This is a genomic window from Leifsonia sp. L25 (assembly GCF_050632895.1).
Window position 1 is genome coordinate 2,913,103 of sequence record NZ_JBODRZ010000003.1, and the last position, 18,849, is coordinate 2,931,951.

Annotated in this window: 16 protein-coding genes; 7 read left to right on the plus strand and 9 right to left on the minus strand. The window is 68.1% G+C overall.

What is annotated here, in order from left to right; translation table 11 throughout:
* Positions 1-501: 501 nt before the first annotated feature.
* Both istB and istA read right to left on the minus strand, forming a co-directional pair.
* Complete coding sequence (gene istB, locus ACRAWC_RS18665) at positions 502-1,284, minus strand: IS21-like element helper ATPase IstB (RefSeq protein ID WP_407792078.1); 783 nt, start codon at positions 1,282-1,284, stop codon at positions 502-504.
* Positions 1,281-2,501, minus strand: coding sequence for an IS21 family transposase (gene istA / locus ACRAWC_RS18670; protein WP_407792084.1), 1,221 nt, complete (start codon positions 2,499-2,501; stop codon positions 1,281-1,283). Before istA ends, istB begins: the two co-directional genes overlap by 4 nt.
* 433 nt (positions 2,502-2,934) lie before the next feature.
* On the opposite strand from istA, the gene ACRAWC_RS18675 reads away from it, so the two are divergent.
* Positions 2,935-3,639, plus strand: a complete 705-nt coding sequence (locus ACRAWC_RS18675) for a hypothetical protein (protein WP_431349064.1) — start codon at positions 2,935-2,937, stop codon at positions 3,637-3,639.
* 213 nt (positions 3,640-3,852) lie between these two features.
* On the opposite strand, the gene ACRAWC_RS18680 is transcribed toward ACRAWC_RS18675, so the two are convergent.
* The 4 genes from ACRAWC_RS18680 to ACRAWC_RS18695 all read right to left on the minus strand — a co-directional run bounded on the left by ACRAWC_RS18680 (position 3,853) and on the right by ACRAWC_RS18695 (position 6,433).
* Positions 3,853-4,653 carry an ABC transporter permease subunit gene (locus tag ACRAWC_RS18680; protein ID WP_431349065.1) on the minus strand — a complete coding sequence of 267 codons (801 nt, stop codon included), beginning with the start codon at positions 4,651-4,653 and terminating at the stop codon, positions 3,853-3,855.
* Positions 4,619-5,488, minus strand: a complete 870-nt coding sequence (locus ACRAWC_RS18685) for an ABC transporter ATP-binding protein (RefSeq protein ID WP_431349066.1) — start codon at positions 5,486-5,488, stop codon at positions 4,619-4,621. Before ACRAWC_RS18685 ends, ACRAWC_RS18680 begins: the two co-directional genes overlap by 35 nt.
* A gap of 253 nt (positions 5,489-5,741) precedes the next feature.
* Positions 5,742-6,146, minus strand: a complete 405-nt coding sequence (locus ACRAWC_RS18690; protein ID WP_431349067.1) for a hypothetical protein — start codon at positions 6,144-6,146, stop codon at positions 5,742-5,744.
* Positions 6,147-6,154: 8 nt separating this feature from the next.
* Positions 6,155-6,433, minus strand: a complete 279-nt coding sequence (locus ACRAWC_RS18695) for a hypothetical protein (RefSeq protein ID WP_431349068.1) — start codon at positions 6,431-6,433, stop codon at positions 6,155-6,157.
* Positions 6,434-6,738: 305 nt separating this feature from the next.
* On the opposite strand from ACRAWC_RS18695, the gene ACRAWC_RS18700 reads away from it, so the two are divergent.
* Together ACRAWC_RS18700 and ACRAWC_RS18705 are read left to right on the plus strand one after the other, a co-directional pair.
* Positions 6,739-8,337, plus strand: a complete 1,599-nt coding sequence (locus ACRAWC_RS18700) for a phospholipase C (protein WP_431349069.1) — start codon at positions 6,739-6,741, stop codon at positions 8,335-8,337.
* A 243-nt stretch (positions 8,338-8,580) separates the two neighbouring features.
* Complete coding sequence (locus tag ACRAWC_RS18705) at positions 8,581-8,982, plus strand: hypothetical protein (protein WP_431349070.1); 402 nt, start codon at positions 8,581-8,583, stop codon at positions 8,980-8,982.
* Between the two features lie 32 nt (positions 8,983-9,014).
* Here ACRAWC_RS18705 and ACRAWC_RS18710 read toward each other — a convergent pair whose 3' ends face one another.
* Together ACRAWC_RS18710 and ACRAWC_RS18715 are read right to left on the minus strand one after the other, a co-directional pair.
* Positions 9,015-11,720 (minus strand): PLAT/LH2 domain-containing protein, encoded by a 2,706-nt coding sequence (locus ACRAWC_RS18710; protein ID WP_431349071.1) that lies wholly within the window; start codon positions 11,718-11,720, stop codon positions 9,015-9,017.
* 53 nt (positions 11,721-11,773) lie between these two features.
* Positions 11,774-14,179, minus strand: a complete 2,406-nt coding sequence (locus ACRAWC_RS18715) for an Ig-like domain-containing protein (protein WP_431349072.1) — start codon at positions 14,177-14,179, stop codon at positions 11,774-11,776.
* Positions 14,180-14,412: 233 nt separating this feature from the next.
* On the opposite strand from ACRAWC_RS18715, the gene ACRAWC_RS18720 reads away from it, so the two are divergent.
* The 4 genes from ACRAWC_RS18720 (at position 14,413) to ACRAWC_RS18735 (ending at position 18,042) form a co-directional block, all read left to right on the plus strand.
* Positions 14,413-15,246 (plus strand): hypothetical protein, encoded by an 834-nt coding sequence (locus ACRAWC_RS18720; RefSeq protein ID WP_431349073.1) that lies wholly within the window; start codon positions 14,413-14,415, stop codon positions 15,244-15,246.
* A 377-nt stretch (positions 15,247-15,623) separates the two neighbouring features.
* Positions 15,624-16,349, plus strand: coding sequence for a hypothetical protein (locus ACRAWC_RS18725; protein WP_431349074.1), 726 nt, complete (start codon positions 15,624-15,626; stop codon positions 16,347-16,349).
* A 90-nt stretch (positions 16,350-16,439) separates the two neighbouring features.
* The gene (locus ACRAWC_RS18730; protein ID WP_431349075.1) at positions 16,440-17,198 is read left to right on the plus strand and encodes a L,D-transpeptidase family protein; all 759 of its coding nucleotides are present in this window, start codon (positions 16,440-16,442) and stop codon (positions 17,196-17,198) included.
* Between the two features lie 64 nt (positions 17,199-17,262).
* Positions 17,263-18,042 (plus strand): hypothetical protein, encoded by a 780-nt coding sequence (locus ACRAWC_RS18735; protein WP_431349076.1) that lies wholly within the window; start codon positions 17,263-17,265, stop codon positions 18,040-18,042.
* Positions 18,043-18,137: 95 nt separating this feature from the next.
* Here ACRAWC_RS18735 and ACRAWC_RS18740 read toward each other — a convergent pair whose 3' ends face one another.
* Complete coding sequence (locus tag ACRAWC_RS18740) at positions 18,138-18,698, minus strand: dihydrofolate reductase family protein (RefSeq protein ID WP_431349077.1); 561 nt, start codon at positions 18,696-18,698, stop codon at positions 18,138-18,140.
* Positions 18,699-18,849 lie beyond the last annotated feature (151 nt).

The following is an 18,849-nucleotide window of genomic DNA, read 5'->3' on the forward strand; positions in this document are numbered from 1 at the left end:
AACATCGAGGACTCGATGATTTTTTGACTCAGCATCCGATCCTAAGGGCAACGCTGCTGGCTACTTTCGATCAGCAGGTAATCGGGCGCTAAAGGGAAGCGATCCTTCGGCAGATCGCTGCCGATCCAAATGCCCGTGGCGAGCCTAATGCGGAGAGGGGCCGTCGCCAGAAATCAGGCCACCTGACGACTCTCCAGGGAAAGCCGTCAGGCGGCGTCTTCAGGTGCGAGGTCGACGAACTCCCTATCCTTGCGCGGGCGGGCATTGATCAGCTGTGGTACTTCACTGACTGTCTGAACCTGGCCCCTGAACGCGTCACCTACTCGTCGTAGACCTGCTCGCTTAACACCAGTGGAAGTTTCCGGTGCCGCCAGGAATCGTGCGGCGGACGTAGCATCGAGACACCCGATGCGGGGTGGCTCATCGGATGAAAGGTTATGTCAGCGCTCGTCAGGAATTGAGCACTTTCGCTCGTGAGGAATTGAGCACTTCGTTGTGTGGTTAGTTTGCCGCGTTTTCGGCGCGGACGGAGGGTAGCGTCTCGATCTCGGTGTTTCGGAGTCGATAGCTGGAGCCCTTCAGTGTGACGACTTCGGCGTGGTGGACGATGCGGTCGATCATGGCCGCGGCGACGACTTGGTCGGAGAAGACGTCGCCCCAGCGGGCGAAGGGCATGTTGCTGGTCAGGATCAACGACGCGTGTTCGTAACGGGATGAGACGAGTTGGAAGAACAAGTTCGCGGCGTCCTGCTCGATCGGGATGTAGCCGACCTCGTCGACGATGATCAGCCCGTAACGGCGCAGCTTGGCCAGCTCAGCGCCGAGCTTGCCAACCGTGTGGGCGGCTTGCAGGCGGGTTACCCATTCGGTTGCGGTGCCGAACAGAACCCGGTGACCCAGGTGGGCGGCTCTGATCCCGAGCGCGATCGCCAGGTGTGTCTTGCCAGTCCCGGGCGGACCGATCAGGACGACGTTCTGCCCGCCCGCGAGAAAAGCCCCGCCGGCCAGGTGCAAGATCGTGTCGCGCTTCAGCGCGGGTTGGTGATCGAACACGTAGTCCTCGATCGTCTTGCGGGCGGGGAACCCGGCCGCCCGGATCCGCAGATCCGATCCGGAGGAGTCCCGGGCCGAAACCTCCCGATCCAGGACGGCAGCTAAGTATTCCTCGTGGGACCACCCGGCGTCGCGGGCCTGCTCGGCCAGCCGGGCAGCGTGCTCCTGGATGCGCGGCGCCTTCAGCGCCCGGGCGAGATGGTCGATCTGCTTGATCGCGGTGCTAGTCATGCGGTGTGCTCTTCCTGGTCGAGGGTGATGCCGAAGAAGGCGTCGTAGTCGGCCAGATCCCGCAGGATCCCGGCATCCTCGATCGTCTTCGGCCACGGTTGCTGGAACGCGACCCGCAGCCGGCCGGCGCTGCTGACGTGTTCGGGGTCGGTGATCCGTCCGGCGCGTCCCCAGCTGCGGGGATGGTCGGCGACCAGCCGACCGGCGAGACGCGCTTGGACCCGCTCCAAGTCGGCGCTGACATCGACCATCCGATCGATCGCCGCCGGGTCGACGGAGTAGTCATTGCCGAGCACGGGCGTGTAGTAGTCCCGGCCGACCCGGATCCGGTTGCGGAACCCGGCCTGCGGGTCCAACGGCGGCAACGCCAGCATCGACCTCCGGTCCAGCTCGATCAGCTGAGTCGGCCGGGTCTGGAGCGATCGGACCGTTCGTTGATTCGCTCTGGTCAGCCAGGTCGCCAGCTGGGCGTTGAAGTCGTCGGGGTGCTCGAACTGGCGGCCAGGCATGAACGAGGTCTCCAGGAACTGGTTCGCTCGTTCGACGATGCCCTTGGACTCCGGATCGAAGGGCTTGAGCTGAACAATCCGAGTGGCCAGCGTCCCGCAGAACCCGGTGACGCCCTCCGCGAGATGGTTGCGGCGGCCAATGCCGGCCTCGTTATCCCAGATCAGTCGTCGGGGAACGGCGCCCAGCTGCCCACTCAGCAGCGACCACATGCCGGCCAGCAGGTCCGGTGTCTTGCGGGTGGGTAGCATCCGGGCGGTGATGAACCGTGAATACGAGGCGACCATCACCAGCACCGGGAAGGACGCCCATTGGCCGGTCCCAGTCGGAATCCGCGCTGGCGGGAACCAGAGATCGCACTGGACCTGGTCGCCCGGGGAGTAGTCCAGCCGGTCGGCTGGGTCCTTCGGTGAATACTCCGGCCGCAGCAGGGCGACCCGTTTCCGGAACCACGACGGCGACCCTGCCCAACCGACTCGTTCGGCGATCACCGTCGCCGGCATCGTCGGGAACTCGGCCAGCAGCGACCGGACCCGCGGCTCGAGCTCGTCGAACGCCGACGGTCTCGGCGGCTGCTGATAGGTCGGCGGCGCTGGCGAGGCCAACGCCCTCGCCACCGTGTTCCGCGACAGCCCGAGCTGTCTGGCGATCTGCGCCTTCGGCACTCCCTCTGCCAAGTGCAGCCGCCGAATCAAGGCCCAATGCTCCAAGGTGATCACCCGTCCAATCTGGATCAGGTGCTCAATTCCTCACGAGCGTTTCTGCTCAATTCCTAACGAGCGCCGACAGGTTAGATGTCAGATTCAACGGACGCCCAGATTTGCCCACAATTTGCCCACAATCGAGTGAGTTCCTATGTGATCGCAGTCATCTCAGAGGGGTCGAAAAGCGCGGAATTCCGCGGGTTTGAGCATTGCGCGAATAGTGCTTAAAAGGTCGTCGCAGTTTTCGAGTCCCTCCAGGGGCACTTTGTGACGACGGTCATGCAGTTGGCGGCTCGAACCTGGATGCCGCGTGGCCTGTCGTCCCGTCGGCCGCGATCCGAAGGACCATGGTCCCGCGCATCGTCGACTCTCACGCTGAATGATTGAGAGGGGTGTCCGATCAATCGCGCTCGCCCTGCGCATGGAAGGGGCAGGAACAATGAAGCGGTTGCCTGTTCAGGTCGCCCTCGGGGCCCTTGTGCTGGCCGCCGGGGTTCTCCTGCTGCTCGAATCTCTCGGCGTGATCATCACGCCCGTCTTATGGGCGCTGGTGCTGGTGTGCGCCGGCGTGACGTTCGGCTTGGTGTTCTTCGCGGAGCGACGTTCGTGGTGGGCAGCCATCCCCAGCGCTGCGCTGATCGGCGCAGCGATCGTCACGCTCATGGATCTCGATCCTCGCGGACTCGGCCAGTGGACCGAGGTGCCGATGCTCGGCGTGCTCGGTTTGGGCTTCTGGGCCATCTACCTGCGCGATCGTCGCCACTGGTGGGCGCTGATCCCGGGCGGAATCCTGCTCACGCTCTCGATCGTCACCGCGCTGGCGGGCACCGTCGGCGGTGCGGGAACGGGCGTGGCCTTCCTGTTGGGAGCCGCCCTCACCTTCGTCCTGGTCGCCGTGCTCCCTGGAGGAGCGTCCCCGCGCTGGTGGGCCTGGATCCCCGCCGGTGTGCTGGCCCTGGCAGCGGTCGTGGTGCTCGCCAGCGCGGCGGAATGGTTCGCGCTGGTTAACGTGCTCTGGCCGATCGCCGTGATCGGGGCGGGCGCGTTTTTGATCGGGCGAGCGCTCCGCCGTCGGAGGCGGCCGGAGGACGGGGTCGATGCGGGACCCGATGCGGCCTCGTCCGGGAGGGCGGATCGTTCGTGAGCCCTTCCCTTCTTGCGGTGTCCCAGCGCCGGAAACCCGACGTGCGCACGCAGGACCGACGCCAGGCGCGCTCGACAGCCCTGTCAGGACGGCGCGCCTGTGCATGTCCGACGGACTGGACGCGCGGGCCGAAAGTCACGTGGGCCGAGCGGCTGCGGGTGGCGCGTCGCCGGCCTGACTGACTCGGGCGTCTTCTGTCGCTCGCGACAGTTCCTACGCGGCCGTGTCCCTGCGACGGAACCCGACGGCCGCGAGAACCACCAAGACCAGGCACGTGGCCGTCGCCACGAGCACGCTCGTCGGATCGATGCCGTTCCGCAGAGGGTCGTGCCCGGCGTACTGGTAGAACGGCGACCACTTTTGCAGCGGTTCCAGCCAATCCACGACCGGAGCGAGGCCGTTGACGACGTAGGCGACGACGGCGATCGCGGCCGGGATGCCCCTGCTGAGACCAGCACGCCCTGTCGCCGCCGAGAGTGCGAGCGACAGACTGCCGAAGACCAGAGCGAGGAGCCCGAGGTGAACCATCGCCGCCGTGATGTTCTGCGCGGGGAGGCCCATGTCGGCCAGAGCACCCTCGATGACCAGCGCCGCGCCGGTCACGGCCGCAAGGAGGGCGACACCGATCGTCATCGCGGCGAACTTCTCCACGACGATGCGGGCGCGCCCGACCGGTGACGACAGCAGCAGCTCCAGCGTGTGGGCATCCTCCTCGCCGGCGATCGCCGACACCCCGCGCCCGATGGAGTAGAGCAGGAGGGTGATCGGCGCGACAAAAGACATCAGCTCGACTTGGATGTAGCCGACCGGCGTGGACATGTCGGCGCCCGCGGCGGCGAACAGGCTGCGGAACGCCTCCGGCATCTGGTTGAGGAAGTCCGCCATGGACGGTTGGCCCTTGACGCTCGGCCAGATGGCGACGTACATGGCGATCAGGAGGACGATCGAGAGCGCCCACCAGAGGAGCGCCTTCCACTGTTCAAACAACGACTTGGTCAGCACCGTGCTCAACATCGTCCGCACCCCCGTAGTAACCCAGGAACAGATCCTCCAGCTCGGCCTCCGCGCACTCGAAGTCGACGACTCGGTGCGCCGAGACCCGTTTGAGGACCGCGTCGAGCGCCGACTGCGGGGCGCTGCAGCTCATCGTGTGCTGCGTCGTGACCAGGTCGCGGACGTCAGGGATACCCGCGAAGTCCTCCGCGCTCACTGACTCAGCGAAGCTGGCCCGGACGTGGTGAAGGGAGCGCGCGCTGAGCTCGTCGAGTCGCTCGACGGCGATCAGCCTCCCCTGCCGGACGACGCCGATGCGGGCGGCGATCCGTTGCACTTCTCCCAGCACATGCGACGACAGGAAGACAGTCCCGCCTTCTCCGGCGTGTTCGCGCAGGATCGTGTGAACCTCGCGCTGCACCAGCGGGTCGAGCCCGGAGGTCGGCTCGTCGAGGATCAGAAGCCGCGGCCCGGACATCACGGCGAGGACGAGTGCGAGCTTCTGCCGATTTCCGCGCGAGAGGGCCCTGGTCTGCTTGCCGAGATCCAGCCCTAGCCGCTCGGCGGTCTCTCGCGCGCGAGCGCGGTCGTCGCGTCCGCGCAGATGGCACAGGTAGTCGACGTGCTGCGCGCCGGTGAGCCGCGCGTACAGCGACGGCTCCCCCGGGACGTAGCCGACAAGGCGGTGCACACGCTGCGCCTCCCGCCAGGTGTCGTGGTCGAAGATCATCGCGCGCCCGGAGGTGGGACGGAGCATGCCCATCAGGATTCGGATCGTCGTGGTCTTGCCCGCTCCGTTAGGGCCGAGATAGCCGAACACCTCGCCCGGCTCGAGCGTGAGACTGACGCCGTCCAACGCGCGCGTGTGACGGAAGCGCTTCGTGAGATCCTGCGTTCTGATCGGTGACTCGGACGGCATACGCCCAGCGTCGACCTGTCGCGACGCGTGCACTCGGGCCGAAAGACCCGCCGATGGTCCGGAGTGACCGATCTGCGGATGATTCCGCTGTTGGGCTCAGTCGTTCGTCCCTGCGTGTCAGGAGGGCCGACTGCACGCGCCCCGGCCGCCGGCGAGCACACGCCGTCAGACGGTCGCGGTGAGGTGCTGGTCAACTGGACGCTGACCCCAGCCCGTCCGCCTCCGCACCGCCCGAGCCCGCCGAGTCTGCGACGGAGGCCACGTCCGCTGCGGCTTCTCGCGGGAGCGTGTCGCCGCTGACCTCTGCGGCGTGCACACGCCCGTCTGCCCGCGCGAGGGCCCGGAACGGGATCGCCGCCGCGAGCATCAGCACGATCATGAGCGAGCCGATCAGGGTGGCCAGCCACGCCCCGACGGGCGATGCGAGGGACTCTCCGGCGATCGTCGGCACGGTGACCACCACGCCGCCGATCGTGAGCACGGCCAGGACGCCCGTAATCATGCGCAGCCAACGGCGCCGCCCCGCGAGCGCGTAGCCGCCCGCGATGCCCGCGATGGGCACGCCGATCGTGCCGCCGCCGATGCCGGTCGTCACGAGGGAGATCAGGAGGCCGGGGAGGGGGAGCGCGAACAGCGCGAACAGCAGCGGGGACGCCGCGATCCAGCGCAGCGCCGTGGTGCGGCGCGGGGGAGCAGGGGCGCGAGCGCGAGGGCAGCGCCCACCAGCGCCCCGGGCGTGAGGATCGCGAAGAACGTGCCCAGCCAGGAGAAGGTCGACCCGAAGCCGGCGAGCTCGGCCATGTAGGCGCGGAGCGCGCAGGCCCACGCCAGGCCGCAGACCGCTCCGGTGAGAGCCCGTGCCGTCCATGCTCCCGCACCCATCGCGGCACCTCGCTTCCCCCGCTGCGCTGCAGGATCTTTTTCAGGATACGCGGGCTGACCCCCGACCGGCGGGGCCGGAATCGCAGCGCCGTCACCCCGACCGGAACCCCGGCGTTCCATCCGACTGCTCCGCGGGGAGAACGGTGGTGCATCGATGAGCGCGAGTGTCGGGCGATGGGAGTGTTCACCTGACGGTCATCACGCCGTCACGGGAAGGACCTGGCACCCATCGGGGGGCCGTGGCACAGTGGGGGTCGGCCGCGGGATGCCCCCGGGGACCGCCAACTCGCCAAGGAGAACGCCTGGTGTTCACATTCAAGATCCAGCACGCAGCGGCCGCCGTGGGCGCGGCCGCTCTCATCGCTGCCGGGGCCGTCGCTCCGGCGGTCGCGTCCGGTCAGACGGACGACGGCGGCCGGCCGGCCGCCAGCGCGACGACGACGCCGATCAAGCACGTCGTCGTCATCTTCCAGGAGAACGTGTCGTTCGACCACTACTTCGCGACCTACCCGAACGCCGCCAATCTGCCCGGCGAGACCCGGTTCACGGCCGCCGCGAACACTCCGACGGTCAACGGGCTGAACGAGCCGCTGCAGGCGCCCAACAACCCGAACTCGGTCCAGCCGTTCCGGCTCACCCCGAGCCAGGCGCAGACCTGCGACCAGGATCACACCTATACGGATGAGCAGAAGGCGTTCGACTCCGGGCTGATGGACAAGTTCGTCGAGACGGTCGGCCGCGGCGCCGGCACGTGTGTCGACTACGGCAAGGGCAAAGGCCTGGTCATGGGGTACTACGACGGGAACACCGTCACCGGCCTCTGGAACTATGCGCAGCACTTCGCGATGAGCGACAACTCGTACGACACCACCTTCGGCCCCTCCACTCCCGGAGCCCTCAATCTGGTCTCCGGACAGACCCACGGTTTCGCCACCACGTCCCCGGCGGTGACCGCGAACTCCACGGTCGTGGGTGACCCGCAGCCGGCCGGCGACAAGTGCGATACGCGGGACGCGACCACCTCGACGGATTCGAAGAACAAGAACATCGGCGACCTGCTGAACGCCAAGAACGTGAGCTGGGGATGGTTCCAGGGCGGGTTCCGCGACTGCGCAGCCACCAGCACCACGACGGTCGGCACGCCGGTCACCTCCAAGTCCTACATCCCCCACCACGAGCCGTTCCAGTACTTCGCCAGCACCGCCAACCTGCAGCACACCCCGCCGGCCTCCGTCGCGGAGGTCGGTCACAACGGTCCGGCCAACCACCAGTACGATCTGACCGACTTCTGGTCCGCCGTGAACGCGAAGAGCATGCCGGCCGTCAGCTTCCTCAAGGCACCGGCGGCGCAGGACGGCCACGCCGGCTACTCGAACCCGATCGACGAGCAGGCCTTCGTCGTCGACACGATCAACAGACTCCAGAAGACGCAGGACTGGAAGAGCACCGCCGTGGTGCTCGCCTACGACGACAGCGACGGCTGGTACGACCACCAGATGAGCCCCATCGCGAACCAGTCCAACGACCCCGCGGTCGATGCGCTGGCCGGCGGCACGAACTGCGGCACGAACCCGGCGAACGTCCTCGGCGGCTATCAGGACCGGTGTGGCTACGGTCCGCGGCTGCCGCTCCTGGTGATCTCGCCGTACGCGAAGAGTAACTTCGTCGACCACACCACCACCGACCAGACCTCCGTCCTCCGCTTCATCGAGGACAACTGGAGCACGGGCCGGATCGGGAATGCCTCGTTCGATCAGAAAGCAGGCACGCTGAACAACATGTTCTCCTTCTCCGGTCGTGGCTCCGGTGAGGGCGACGGCAACGGCGAGCAGGGCGGGGGCAACGGATCGCGGACGCTGTTCCTCGACCCGAAGACCGGCCAGCCCGTCAAGGGTGATCAGTAACGGGCGGAGACACCCGTCCACGAGAGCGCGGCCCCGAGGTCCTGGACCTCGGGGCCGCGCTGCTGCCCGCTCGGATGACGGGCGACCAGGCTTCCGCACACGTCCGAATTAACTTGACACGGCGCCCTGCAGGCAGCGTAACCTGAGCTTTGCTCAATAATGAGTTGGTCAGGTGCGGTCGGAACACTCGATGTCAAGGGAGTCATCATGCGTGGAGGATCGAAGTCGGAAAAGAAGCAAGGGATGTCCCTACGCGGGCGCATCCTCTTCACGGTGGCAGCGACCGTATCGCTCGTGGGACTCGCAGCTTCGCCGGCGCTGGCGGACTCGTGCGCCAACGTCAGCCGCGCCGCACCGCAGGGGTGGACGCCGGCGACGACCTACCAGGCGCCGCTGGTGCAGGGAGGATGGGTGTGGCTGCCGAGCCTCACGTCCGTTTTCGGGCCTGCGACGTTCCCTCCCTTCTGGGGGAAGATCACTCCGGGGACGGCGGATTCGATTCTGCTCAACGCGCCCGGGCAGAACGGCAACTACACCAATGGGAAGACCGTTTCGCTTCTGGGCGTGTCTGCTGTGTGCGACGTGAGCAGCCAGGCGTTCGTGGTGCGCCAGACGAGTCACGGCATCCAGAGCGGATGTGAGTAGGGGGCGATCGCTCACGCGTGACGGTCGGCTGCCTAGGTGATCGCTTGCGTGAACGGGGACGTGCTGTCGATGTCGCGGTCGAAGATCGCGGTTCCGCCAGTGCCGTAGACGGCGCTGTGGACGTCGATTCGGTCGAGATACCAGTCGGGCCCGTTTCCTTCGTTGTCCCGTTGCACAGTGATGGTTTGCAGGGTGCCGAGGTCGCTGCTCGGGATGGTGACCCAGTTCCAGTCGTCGCGCTCCATTCGTTTGACCAGGGAGGTGTCGACCGTTTTGCTTGCGTGTCCCAGCGTCCCCGTCAGGGTGAACGTCACGTCGGCGTCGGTGCCGGCCATCCAGCGATCAGCCGTGTGGATGTGCAGGCCGTAGGCGAAGTCGGGGCGGGCAAACGGGTTGTCCAAACGATCCGCGAGGAAGATCAGTCTGGAGAACTCGGGCTCGCCTGCGATCTGGACGAGGTCGTGCGGGTCGTCGGTGATGATGCCGTCGACGCCGATGCGGATGTATTCGCGCAACTCGTCGTGGGCGTTCACGGTCCAGACGTAGACGAACGACGGGCGGGCGGCCTGGGCGCGAATCCCACAGGCTGCCTCGAGGGAGTACCGGTAGTAGGGACCGAATGCGAAGTTGGCGAAGCTGATGCCGTTTCCGTAGCCCTGATGGGCGAGTCCGCGTGATGTGAAGTAGTTGGTGACCGCCCCGGCGTCGTCCTCGGCGTCGATCATGAGTCCCTCGCGGGGGCCCAGGATGTCGATGATGCGGTCGAAGAATCCGCCCTCGTCCAGTTTCCCGACGGAGATGATCACAGCGATGTCGGTGTCGTGCGTGAGGTGATCGCGAATCGTCATCAGCAACTCGAACCCGTGGTCGGCCGATGTCGCCTCGGTCTTGCAGTCGAAGACGACGAGTGCGAGGCCGCTGCCGGCGAGCTGCTGGTGCACTCCGTCGAGGTAATCCGCGACCGTCGGCGCAGACGAATCGCCCGTGCCGTGACTGATGCAGAGTCGGCTGGAATCGTCGTCGTACACCTGCACATCCGGTTCGAGGCCGTTCGCGCCGCCGTTCACCGCATCCACTGCGTCCCCGACGGTGTTCGGGTTGTGACCGACGACGTAGAACGGCCGGGGGCCGAAGCTCTGTGGGGCGCTCACGGTGACCGAGCCCTCCGACTGCGACGCCATCTCGCACAGCAATTCGCGGCCGAAGACGGTGTCGCCCTCGGCGAGCGGGCGGTTCAGCGGCACGACAGTGACACGATGGAGGGCGTCGCACACTGCGGAGCCGAGGAAGCCGCCGCTGCGGGTGTAGAGGTCCACGGTCGCACCGGGGACCAGCCCACGCACGGCGACGCTGGTGTCCCCGGCGAACAGGGGCGCGACGATGACGAACCCGCCAAGCTCGGGATGAGCGTCCACCGGCTGCCGCAGCGAATCCACCCCGGCGCCCCCGCACGCCCACTGACGTACGAAGATGGTCGAGCCCGCCACGAGAAGCGGTGCGACGCCGACGACGGCGTTGCTGCCGGTGACGAAGACCTGGTCGCTGATCGCGACGTCGCCCAGGGGCGTCTGCTGGAAGATCTGTACGAGCGACCCGGGTCGCGCACGGGTGACGCTGACCGCACCGGTGCATGCGAAGATCGGCCGAACGAGTTCGGCGGCGGGGATGTCCTTGGCGTGCGGGTCGACTCCGACGGGGGTCGCCGGAGGGCTCAGGACACCGCAGCACTCCTGGGTCGCGGTGACAGGATCTTGAGTGAGTCCTGGAACGCGGCAGTCCATCCACGTCTGCTCGGGTGGAACCTGCCCGTCGTAGGTCGTCCGGTTGGCGTTGAGGTGGAGCGTCGCGCCGGGGCGCAGACCGATGACCCGAACCGTTGTGGCGTCGGCACAGAGGGGACCGAGGACGGTGGGGGCGTCGACGGGTTCGGTCTTGCCTATCTTCACCGGGTCGGAGGTCTTCGCCGGCCGCTCGCACGTGCGATCGACCTCTTGCTTGATCGTGAGCTCGTCATCTTCTGCGAGGGGAGAGGAGAGCACGAAGGTGAGCTCAGCACGATCGAAGCCGGCCTCGTCGTGCCCGCCGGAAGCCCGGTCGATCGTGACGAGCGCGCCATCGAACACCCCGGTCACCTGGACCGAGGGGTCGCACCCGCGGACGGGCACAGTGATCGTGGGTGCGGGGAGAAGCTGCCCGCGTCCTCCCGGGATGATGTCCGGGCTGCGCGTGACGTCCGGGCCGGGGGCAAGGCCGCCGCCGGATTGGTGAGCGGAAACCGTTCCGGTCGCGGGGATGGCGTTCGTGAGGGTCAGCCTCGCCACGCCTTCGTCCGCGATGCCCGAGCCGATGACGCCTCCACTCGCCGTGATCGTGATGTCAGCCCCGGGAGTCGCACCGTCGACCCAGACATAGCGGCCGCAGGCATAGAGGTGCGTCGCGATGTTCACCATGCCGAAACCCGAGCTGGGCAGCGGGCCGACAGGTGTCATCTGGCTCGGCGAGGGCGGGTCGCTCTGGTCGCCGCCCACATGCTGCACGGCGTACAGCATCTCTGTGGGCTTGAGCGTGACACCGGGGTCGAGCGGTATCCGCTCGTCGCCGGATGGGGCGATCCCCTTCGCGACAGTGCGCGAGCCCGTCTCTATCGTGACGGTGCTTCCCGCGAGCTGTCCTCGGACGCGGATCGACGCGCTCAGTACGGAGACAGGGCCGGCGATGATCGGCTGCATGAGTGGCATGGCGCCATCGTGGACCTGCTGCGTCGGGTGCGGCTAGACGGATGCCCGCTGCTTCAGGCCATCGCCCGGCGCCGGGCGAGCAGCAGGGCTGCTCCCGCCGCCGCGAGGAGCAGCGCTCCGAGGGCGATCGGGCCGACCGGTGCGTCGCTTCCGGTGTCCGCCAGCCGGGCGACGGCAGGAGGCGCCTGGGCGGCCGCGGGCGCCGCTGCCGGGTAGGTGACCGTCACCGCTGCGGTTGTGGTCCGTCCGGCGGTGTCGGTCACCTGGTAGCCGACGCTCGCCCTTCCGGCGAAGCCCGTGACCGGGGTGAACACGACGTGCGCGCCGGCGAGGGCCCAGGTCCCGACGTTCGCCACTCGCACCTGGTGGACCGGGCTGTGCGTCGTGGGGTCCACCAGCGCGAGCGTCGAGGTGTCGAAGGCGTTGCCGCGCGTGGGGGTGTCGTTTGCGAGCGGGTCGATCGTTTCAGGCCGGCCGGGCGTCCCGATGGCGGTGTCGTCGGTGGACCTCCCCGCCGTGAGCACGGTGAGGGTGACCGTCGCGGTGCTGTGGCTGCCGGAGGCGTCCGTGGCGGTATAGGTGAAGCTGTCCGTTCCGGTGAATCCGGCGGCCGGCACGTAGGCGAAGGAACCGTTCGCGTTCAGGGCCACGGTGCCGTCGGCGGGGCCGGTGGCCAGCGCTGCGGTCAGGCCGGTGCCGAGGTCGTCGCCGAGTACTGCCGGGTCGGCGACCCTGAGGGTGGTGCCGGCCGCGGCGCTGTAGCTGTCGGGGAGGGCGGTCGGGAGGACGGTCAGGTGGACGGTGGCGGTGGCGTGCTGCCCGGACGCATCCGTCGCGGTGTAGGCGAACGAGTCCGGTCCCGAATATCCGGGGGCTGCCGCGAACGTGTACGAGCCGTCCGAGGACAGCAGGAGCGTGCCGTGCGCGGGGTTCGTCGCGGGCGACGCGGTGAGCGCCGTCCCGTGGTCGTTCGCCAGAACGCCCTGGGCGGCGTCGACCGTGAGGGTGACGCCGGAGCTCGCGGTTCCGGTGTCATCGGTCGCGGTCGGGGTGACCGTGATGGTCACGGTCCCGGTCGAGGTGGCTCCGGAGGAGTCGGTGGCCGTGTAGGTGAAGGTGTCCGTTCCGGAGAACCCGGCAGCCGGCGCGTACGTGTACGCGCCGTTCGAGCTCACGGTCGCGGTGCCGTGCGACGGGTCTGTCGCCAGCGACGCGGCCAGGCCGGTCCCGCCGGCACCGGCGAGCACACCGGGTGCCGTGACGCTGAGCGCGGCACCTCCGGCCGTCGTGCTCGCGGTGTCGTTGGCCGCCGACGCGTGCGCGGCCGACGTCGTGTTCGTGAAGGTGCACACGACGTCGGTGCCGGCGGCGGTCGCGGCCGCGGGGAAGGTGAAGGTCGTCGTGTCGCCCGTCCCGCTCGCGACCGGCGTTCCGGTGTTCACATCGACGCAGCTGTAGGTGGTCGAGTAGTTCGTGAGGTCCGTCGTGACCGCAGCCGTCTGCGTCACGGTGTAGGACGTGCCGGGGAGAGTGAGGGCGGCGCCCGCGACCGCCGGCTGGAGGCCGGTCGCCGTGCCCGACGTGGTGGCGCTGTTACCCGAGACGATCCCGCCGCCGGTGAACGAGAGCCCGAACTGGTCGGTGCTGCGCCAGCGTGTGTCGACGCTCGCCTGCGCCGAGAGGGTGTTCGCGTAGTTGCACGAGCCGAGGTCGGTCGGGCTGAAGCCGCCGGAGATCGCAATGGTGTCGACCAGAGCCCCGGAGGCCGGATCGAGCTTGAGGATGTTCGTGCCGCTCGAGACGTACAGATAGCCGTCCGTGGAGAACGCGATCCCCGGGCTGTTCGTCCCGGTGGGAAGGGTCGCCACCAGTGAGGTGGACAGGCTGGTGGTCCCTGCCGTCGTCGGGATGGTCGTCGCGTTCACGCGGAGGACCTCGTTGGCGGCGACCACGAACAGGAGGCCGCGGGTGCTGAAGGCGAAGTCGCCGTTACCGGAGGGGAGGCCCGTGAGCACGCCGACCTCGCCGATCTTCGTGCCGGTCGCCGGGTCGTAGGCGCCGATGGTCGCAGAGGTGCCGCTGCCGCCGTAGTAGTAGAAACCGGTAGCCGGGTTGATCGCGCCGCGGATCGCCGTCTGGTTTCCGGCGGGGTCGACCGAGGTGGCGGTGGAGGTCGTGCCGGTCGTGGCGTCGTACTTCGTGATCGAGTTCGCGCTGTTGTCGAATCCGTATGCGGCGGTCCCGTTGACGGCGACACCGAGCCCGTTGTTGGCCGGCGCCACGCTCGCGATGGAGGTGGTCGCGCCGGTGGTCGCGTTGATCGCCTCGAGCTGGTTGGCGTTGTCGACGCCGTAGAGGGTGTTCTGATCGCAGGCGAGTGCAGCGGCCGAGGCGTGCGCGGGGCCCGAGTCGACCCCCTGGATCACGGTGAGGACCGCCAGTGCGAACGCGGCGATCACAGCCGTGGTTCGCAGCAGCGGACGTGAAACGGATACGGGAGTGCGGGCAGACGTCACGTCGGGTTCGGGCCTTGCGTTCGGGTCGGGCGGCGACAGCGGGTCGGCATCACCGGGTGGCGTCAGGCGACCGGTCGGGGTCCGGTCGCAGGGGGTAAGACGCACGATCGACGCTAGTGAAACAACCGTGCGCGGTGAATCCCCCGTTCGCGGGGCCGAGCGGCCCGGCCGCGGACGTGGCCGCGGCCGTGGCCTTAGACTCGACCGCGGAACGGGCGCCCACGTCTTTTCATCGCGCGATCCAGCCCACGGCCGCAGAGCGTCCGTTGATCCATCGGTTCACATCAAAGGAGAAAAGAGTGTCGCCTTCCCGTGTCGCGAGGCCGAGTGTTCGGCGGCCCTTCCCGATTGCCGCATCCCTGGTCTCCGCCGGGCTCATCGTGGTGAATGCGATTGCCGGGGCCCCGCTCGTGGCGAACGCTGTCCCGGCTCCGACAGTCGCCCTCAGCACGACCTCGGTCAGCCCTTATGGGTGGGTCGGGCTCGATTCGGTGTCAGGATTCGGCCCCGACGACGCGCTGACGATCACGGTGGACGGTACGGACGTGACCGGCCAGTTGTCCAACACCATCACCGATTCGAACGGTTCCATCACCACGTCCCTCGGCAGCATCCAGATCCCGGGGACGAACGGTGGTTCGATCGGACCCCACACGCTCGTCGTGAATGATGCCACAGCAGGGCTCACCGCCTCCGCGAACGTGCAGGTGGTCCCGGCCCCGCACCCCACGCCTTCGACGATTCAGCGAACGGTCTCGCAGATGAGAGCCCCCGGCATCTCCGTCGTATTCAGCGGCTTCGCACCCGGCGACAGCACCACATTCACCCTGAACGATCAGACCAGAGTCGGCCAGTGCGGTACATCGACCGCGGATGCCTCGGGCAATGTGACGGTGACCTGCGAGTGGAACGCCGCCTTCAGCGCATCGTTCGCCGCGTTCGGCCCGGGTCAGTACGTGATCAACGGGGAAATTCGACGGGAACCCGGTACTCGGACTCCGCAGCGCTGACGGTAACCGCCGATGGTCCGGTCGCACCGTCGCCCACCTCTCCTGTGAGCGCGCCTTCGCCCGCGGCTCCGGTCACAGCGGCAACCCCGGCGATCCCTGTCACCGGCGACGCCCACTTCACCGGCTGATCCGTCCCGCACCGGCGAGGAGTCACCCCCAGTTTCGGGGCAGAACCGACGGTTTTCATTCCTTGCTGACCGATCGGTATTTTTTCTCGTATACGCTCAGGGAGCGCCGCCCGCCCGCATCTGGCAGAGGGTGCGCCATCCACGGTTGCTCCTCGCTCCTTTCGCTGTGGCTGCCGATCAACGTGAAAGGACACACCCGTGTCATTTGCCTCGTCCACGTCCACTCGCTTCAGACTGAAGCGCTCAGCGATGCTCGTCTCCGCAGGCATCGTCGCCGCGGCGCTCGCCGTCGCGGGCCCGATCGCCGCGAATGCGGTGACGCCTCCCACTGTCACCTCGAATACGTCCACAGCGAGCGCGTACGGGCAGGTCGTGCTCACTGTGGACGGCTTCCAGCCGAACGAGGCGCTGACGGTGACCTTCGATTCCTCGTCGCTGACCACGTATGCCGACACCGGATACACGCAGGGTTTCGCTGACGCCACCGGTCATTATGTTGCGGCGGCGTACCTTCCCGGCACGGCTACGGTGGGGGCGCACACGATCACCGTGACCGGCGCGACCACCCCGGCGGCGACTACTCCGATCACCGTGGTCGCCCAGCCGACAGCCGCCGCGAACCCCTCGAGCGTTGCGCTCTCCAGCTACCTCAGCAAGGGTGTGACGGCCACGTTCACCGGTTTCGCACCCGGGTCCACGGTCTCTTTCGGGATCTCCAACCCCGGAATGGGCGATCCGGCTGGTCCTGACGCCGTTGTCGGCGCCTCGGGTGTCGTCTCGATCACGTACGTTCCCACCGCGGGCAGCCCCTTCGCGAACCAGGGCACGTACCAGCTTTCGGCTTTCACCAAGTCGGGCAATGTGCTGGCACAGGCCGCCACGTTCGTCGTCACCCCGAACGCCGTCGTTGCGCCGACCGCGCCCGTCGCGGCTCCGGCTGCGCCGGTCAAGAACACCGCGAGCTTCACCGGCTGACCACCGCACGGCGTCATCCGTTCGCCGGGCCGGGGCTCTCGCTCCCGCCCGGCGAACGCTTTTCCACCTGCAGTCCCTCCGAGGAGTCCAATGTTCACCCGTGCGACAGCGTCGCTCTCGTTCGGAGCGGCCGCCCTTCTGACCGCACTGCTCCTGACCGGCTGCGCGGGAGGCGTCGCGGCCACCCGTTCCCCGCTGCCTCACCCGCAAACCCGCACGACCTCCCCTGCGCCGACGCCCACCCCGCCTGCAGCGCCGGCCTCGATCGGAACGTCAGCGACAGCCATTCCGGCACAGGTCGCCGTGTACGGCTCGCCGGACGGGGCTGTGACCGAGACCCTGGCCAACCCGCAACCGTCCGGGGCGCCGCTGACCTTCCTCGTCGCCTCCACCCAGGGCGCATGGCTGCAGGTCGACCTCGCTCAGCGCCCGAACGGCAGCACCGGCTGGGTCAAGGCCGATGGGGTCACCCTTCACAGCCTCGTCTACAGCCTGCACGCATCCACCGAGCAGAACACGCTGACCCTCCTGAAGAACGGGACGCCGGTGAAGACGTACACCGCCGCCACCGGCACGGGCGGCACACCCACGCCGCATGGATCGTTCTACATCACCGAACTCCTCCAACCGACCAACGACGGATACGGTCCATACGCGTTCGGGCTGTCCGCGTTCTCGGATGTCCTCTCCAGCTTCGGCGGCGGGCCCGGCCAAATCGGACTCCACGGCACCAACGACGCGGGAAGCATCGGCCATTCGGCCAGCCACGGCTGCATCCGCCTCGCCAACCCCGACATCACCGAACTCGCCACCCTGCTCCCTCTCGGCACGCCCATCACCATCAACTGACGCGTCCCGTCACCCACGCGATCGTGGCGAGCTGCGACTGCACATCATCGAAGGAGCTACGCACATGTCCTCAGGCTCGACCGCACGCCGCTCGTCTCACCGCCGGAAGCTGAAGCGATCAGCGACACTGCTCTCGGTCGGCCTTTTCGCCGCAGCCCTGGCGATCGGAACCCCCGTCGCGGCAGACGCTGCGCCAGTGACGACGCTGGTGTCGAGCACCCCGAGCGTCACCGCGAACGGTCAGCTCACCCTGACGGCCGCCGGGTTCGCGCCGGGCGAGGCCCTCGCCTTCAGCCTTGATTCCACCCCGCTGCCCACCTATGGCTCCGCCTCGGAGACCGCCGACGCGGGAGGAAGCTACAGCGGAGTCGCGGTGATACCCACGCTGACGCCGATCGGCCCGCACACGATCACGGTCACCGGAGCGACTTCGCCGTCGGCCACCACGGTGATCGACGTGGTGGCCAAGCCGACGTCCGCGGTGAGCCCGTCTACTGTCGCAAAGTCCGACTACCTGAGCAAGGGAGTCACCGCGAGCTTCTCCGGATTCACCCCGGGCTCCACCGTCTCGTTCCTCATCTCCACCCCCGTGATGGGCGATCCGGCAGGTCCTGACGTCGTCGTGGGCGTGTCCGGGACCGCCACGGTCCACTTCGTGCCGAAGGCCGGCAGCAACTACGCGAATCCGGGCACCTACACAATCGACGCGGGAAGCGGGGCATGGAGCATCCACGCTGTTCCCGTCTCATTCGACGTCACGGCGGACCCGGCGCCCGCACCCGTTCCGGCGCCGGTCGCGGCGCCCGCGGCTCCCGTCAAAACGGTGGCGAGCTTCACCGGTTGACAGGCCGAGCGCTCCCGGTTGCGTGACAGCTTCACTGCGAGCCGATGTTGTCGCGCATGGATGACCCTCCCGCAGGTTGATGCGTCGCGGCACCATCACCCCGTGGGGCGGAATCTCGCCGCCATCACGCCCGACCGGAACTCCACGCGTTCCACCAACTCGAGCCGGATGCGCTCGTGCAGACCCGCGAGCAGCGTCGGGCCGTGGCCGGCGAGCACCGGCTGCACGACGAACACGTACTCGTCGATCAGGCCCAGGTCCGCCAGTGCAAGAGGAAGTGTCACTCCGCCGACGAACAGGCCATCGCCCGGCTCCTGCTTCAGCCGTCCGACCGCCTGGCGCAGGTCGCCGCGCAGCAGCTCGGCGTTCCAGTCGACGCCGCTCGACGTGCTCGACACGACGTGCTTCTTCGCGGCGTCGATGGCCTCCGCGAACGGGATCTGCGACTCGTCCATCCACTCGGGCCACACGCCGGAGGGCGGCCGTCGCCACGCCGCCTCCATCATCCGGTACGTGACCCGGCCGAAGAGGAGGGCGTCGGCGCGCTCCATCTCCGCGGTCCAGAAGCGCATCGACTCCTCGTCGGGCGGGAGCCCGGCCTCGTGGTGGACGCAGCCGTCGAGCGTGACGTTGATGGAGTAGCGAAGCGGTCTCATCGTGTGATCCCCGTCAAGCAGGCTCGTGGGTCCGTGGGTTGGTCACCCCGAGCGCACGGACCCGGCGGAAGGGCGGGTCGCTCGCCGCCCAGACGGGCGGTTCGGGCATCGTCATGACGCGAGCGTAGTCCGTCGACCGGTGGGCAGGGGC

Bases quoted from the DNA above. Each gene is read 5' to 3' on its own strand.
- istB (WP_407792078.1), bottom strand. From the start codon at position 1,284: ATGACTAGCACCGCGATCAAGCAGATCGACCATCTCGCCCGGGCGCTG.
- ACRAWC_RS18675 (WP_431349064.1), top strand. From the start codon at position 2,935: ATGAAGCGGTTGCCTGTTCAGGTCGCCCTCGGGGCCCTTGTGCTGGCC.
- ACRAWC_RS18680 (WP_431349065.1), bottom strand. From the start codon at position 4,653: ATGTTGAGCACGGTGCTGACCAAGTCGTTGTTTGAACAGTGGAAGGCG.
- ACRAWC_RS18695 (WP_431349068.1), bottom strand. From the start codon at position 6,433: ATGGGTGCGGGAGCATGGACGGCACGGGCTCTCACCGGAGCGGTCTGC.
- ACRAWC_RS18705 (WP_431349070.1), top strand. From the start codon at position 8,581: ATGTCCCTACGCGGGCGCATCCTCTTCACGGTGGCAGCGACCGTATCG.
- ACRAWC_RS18710 (WP_431349071.1), bottom strand. From the start codon at position 11,720: ATGCCACTCATGCAGCCGATCATCGCCGGCCCTGTCTCCGTACTGAGC.
- ACRAWC_RS18725 (WP_431349074.1), top strand. From the start codon at position 15,624: ATGCTCGTCTCCGCAGGCATCGTCGCCGCGGCGCTCGCCGTCGCGGGC.
- ACRAWC_RS18730 (WP_431349075.1), top strand. From the start codon at position 16,440: ATGTTCACCCGTGCGACAGCGTCGCTCTCGTTCGGAGCGGCCGCCCTT.
- ACRAWC_RS18735 (WP_431349076.1), top strand. From the start codon at position 17,263: ATGTCCTCAGGCTCGACCGCACGCCGCTCGTCTCACCGCCGGAAGCTG.
- ACRAWC_RS18740 (WP_431349077.1), bottom strand. From the start codon at position 18,698: ATGAGACCGCTTCGCTACTCCATCAACGTCACGCTCGACGGCTGCGTC.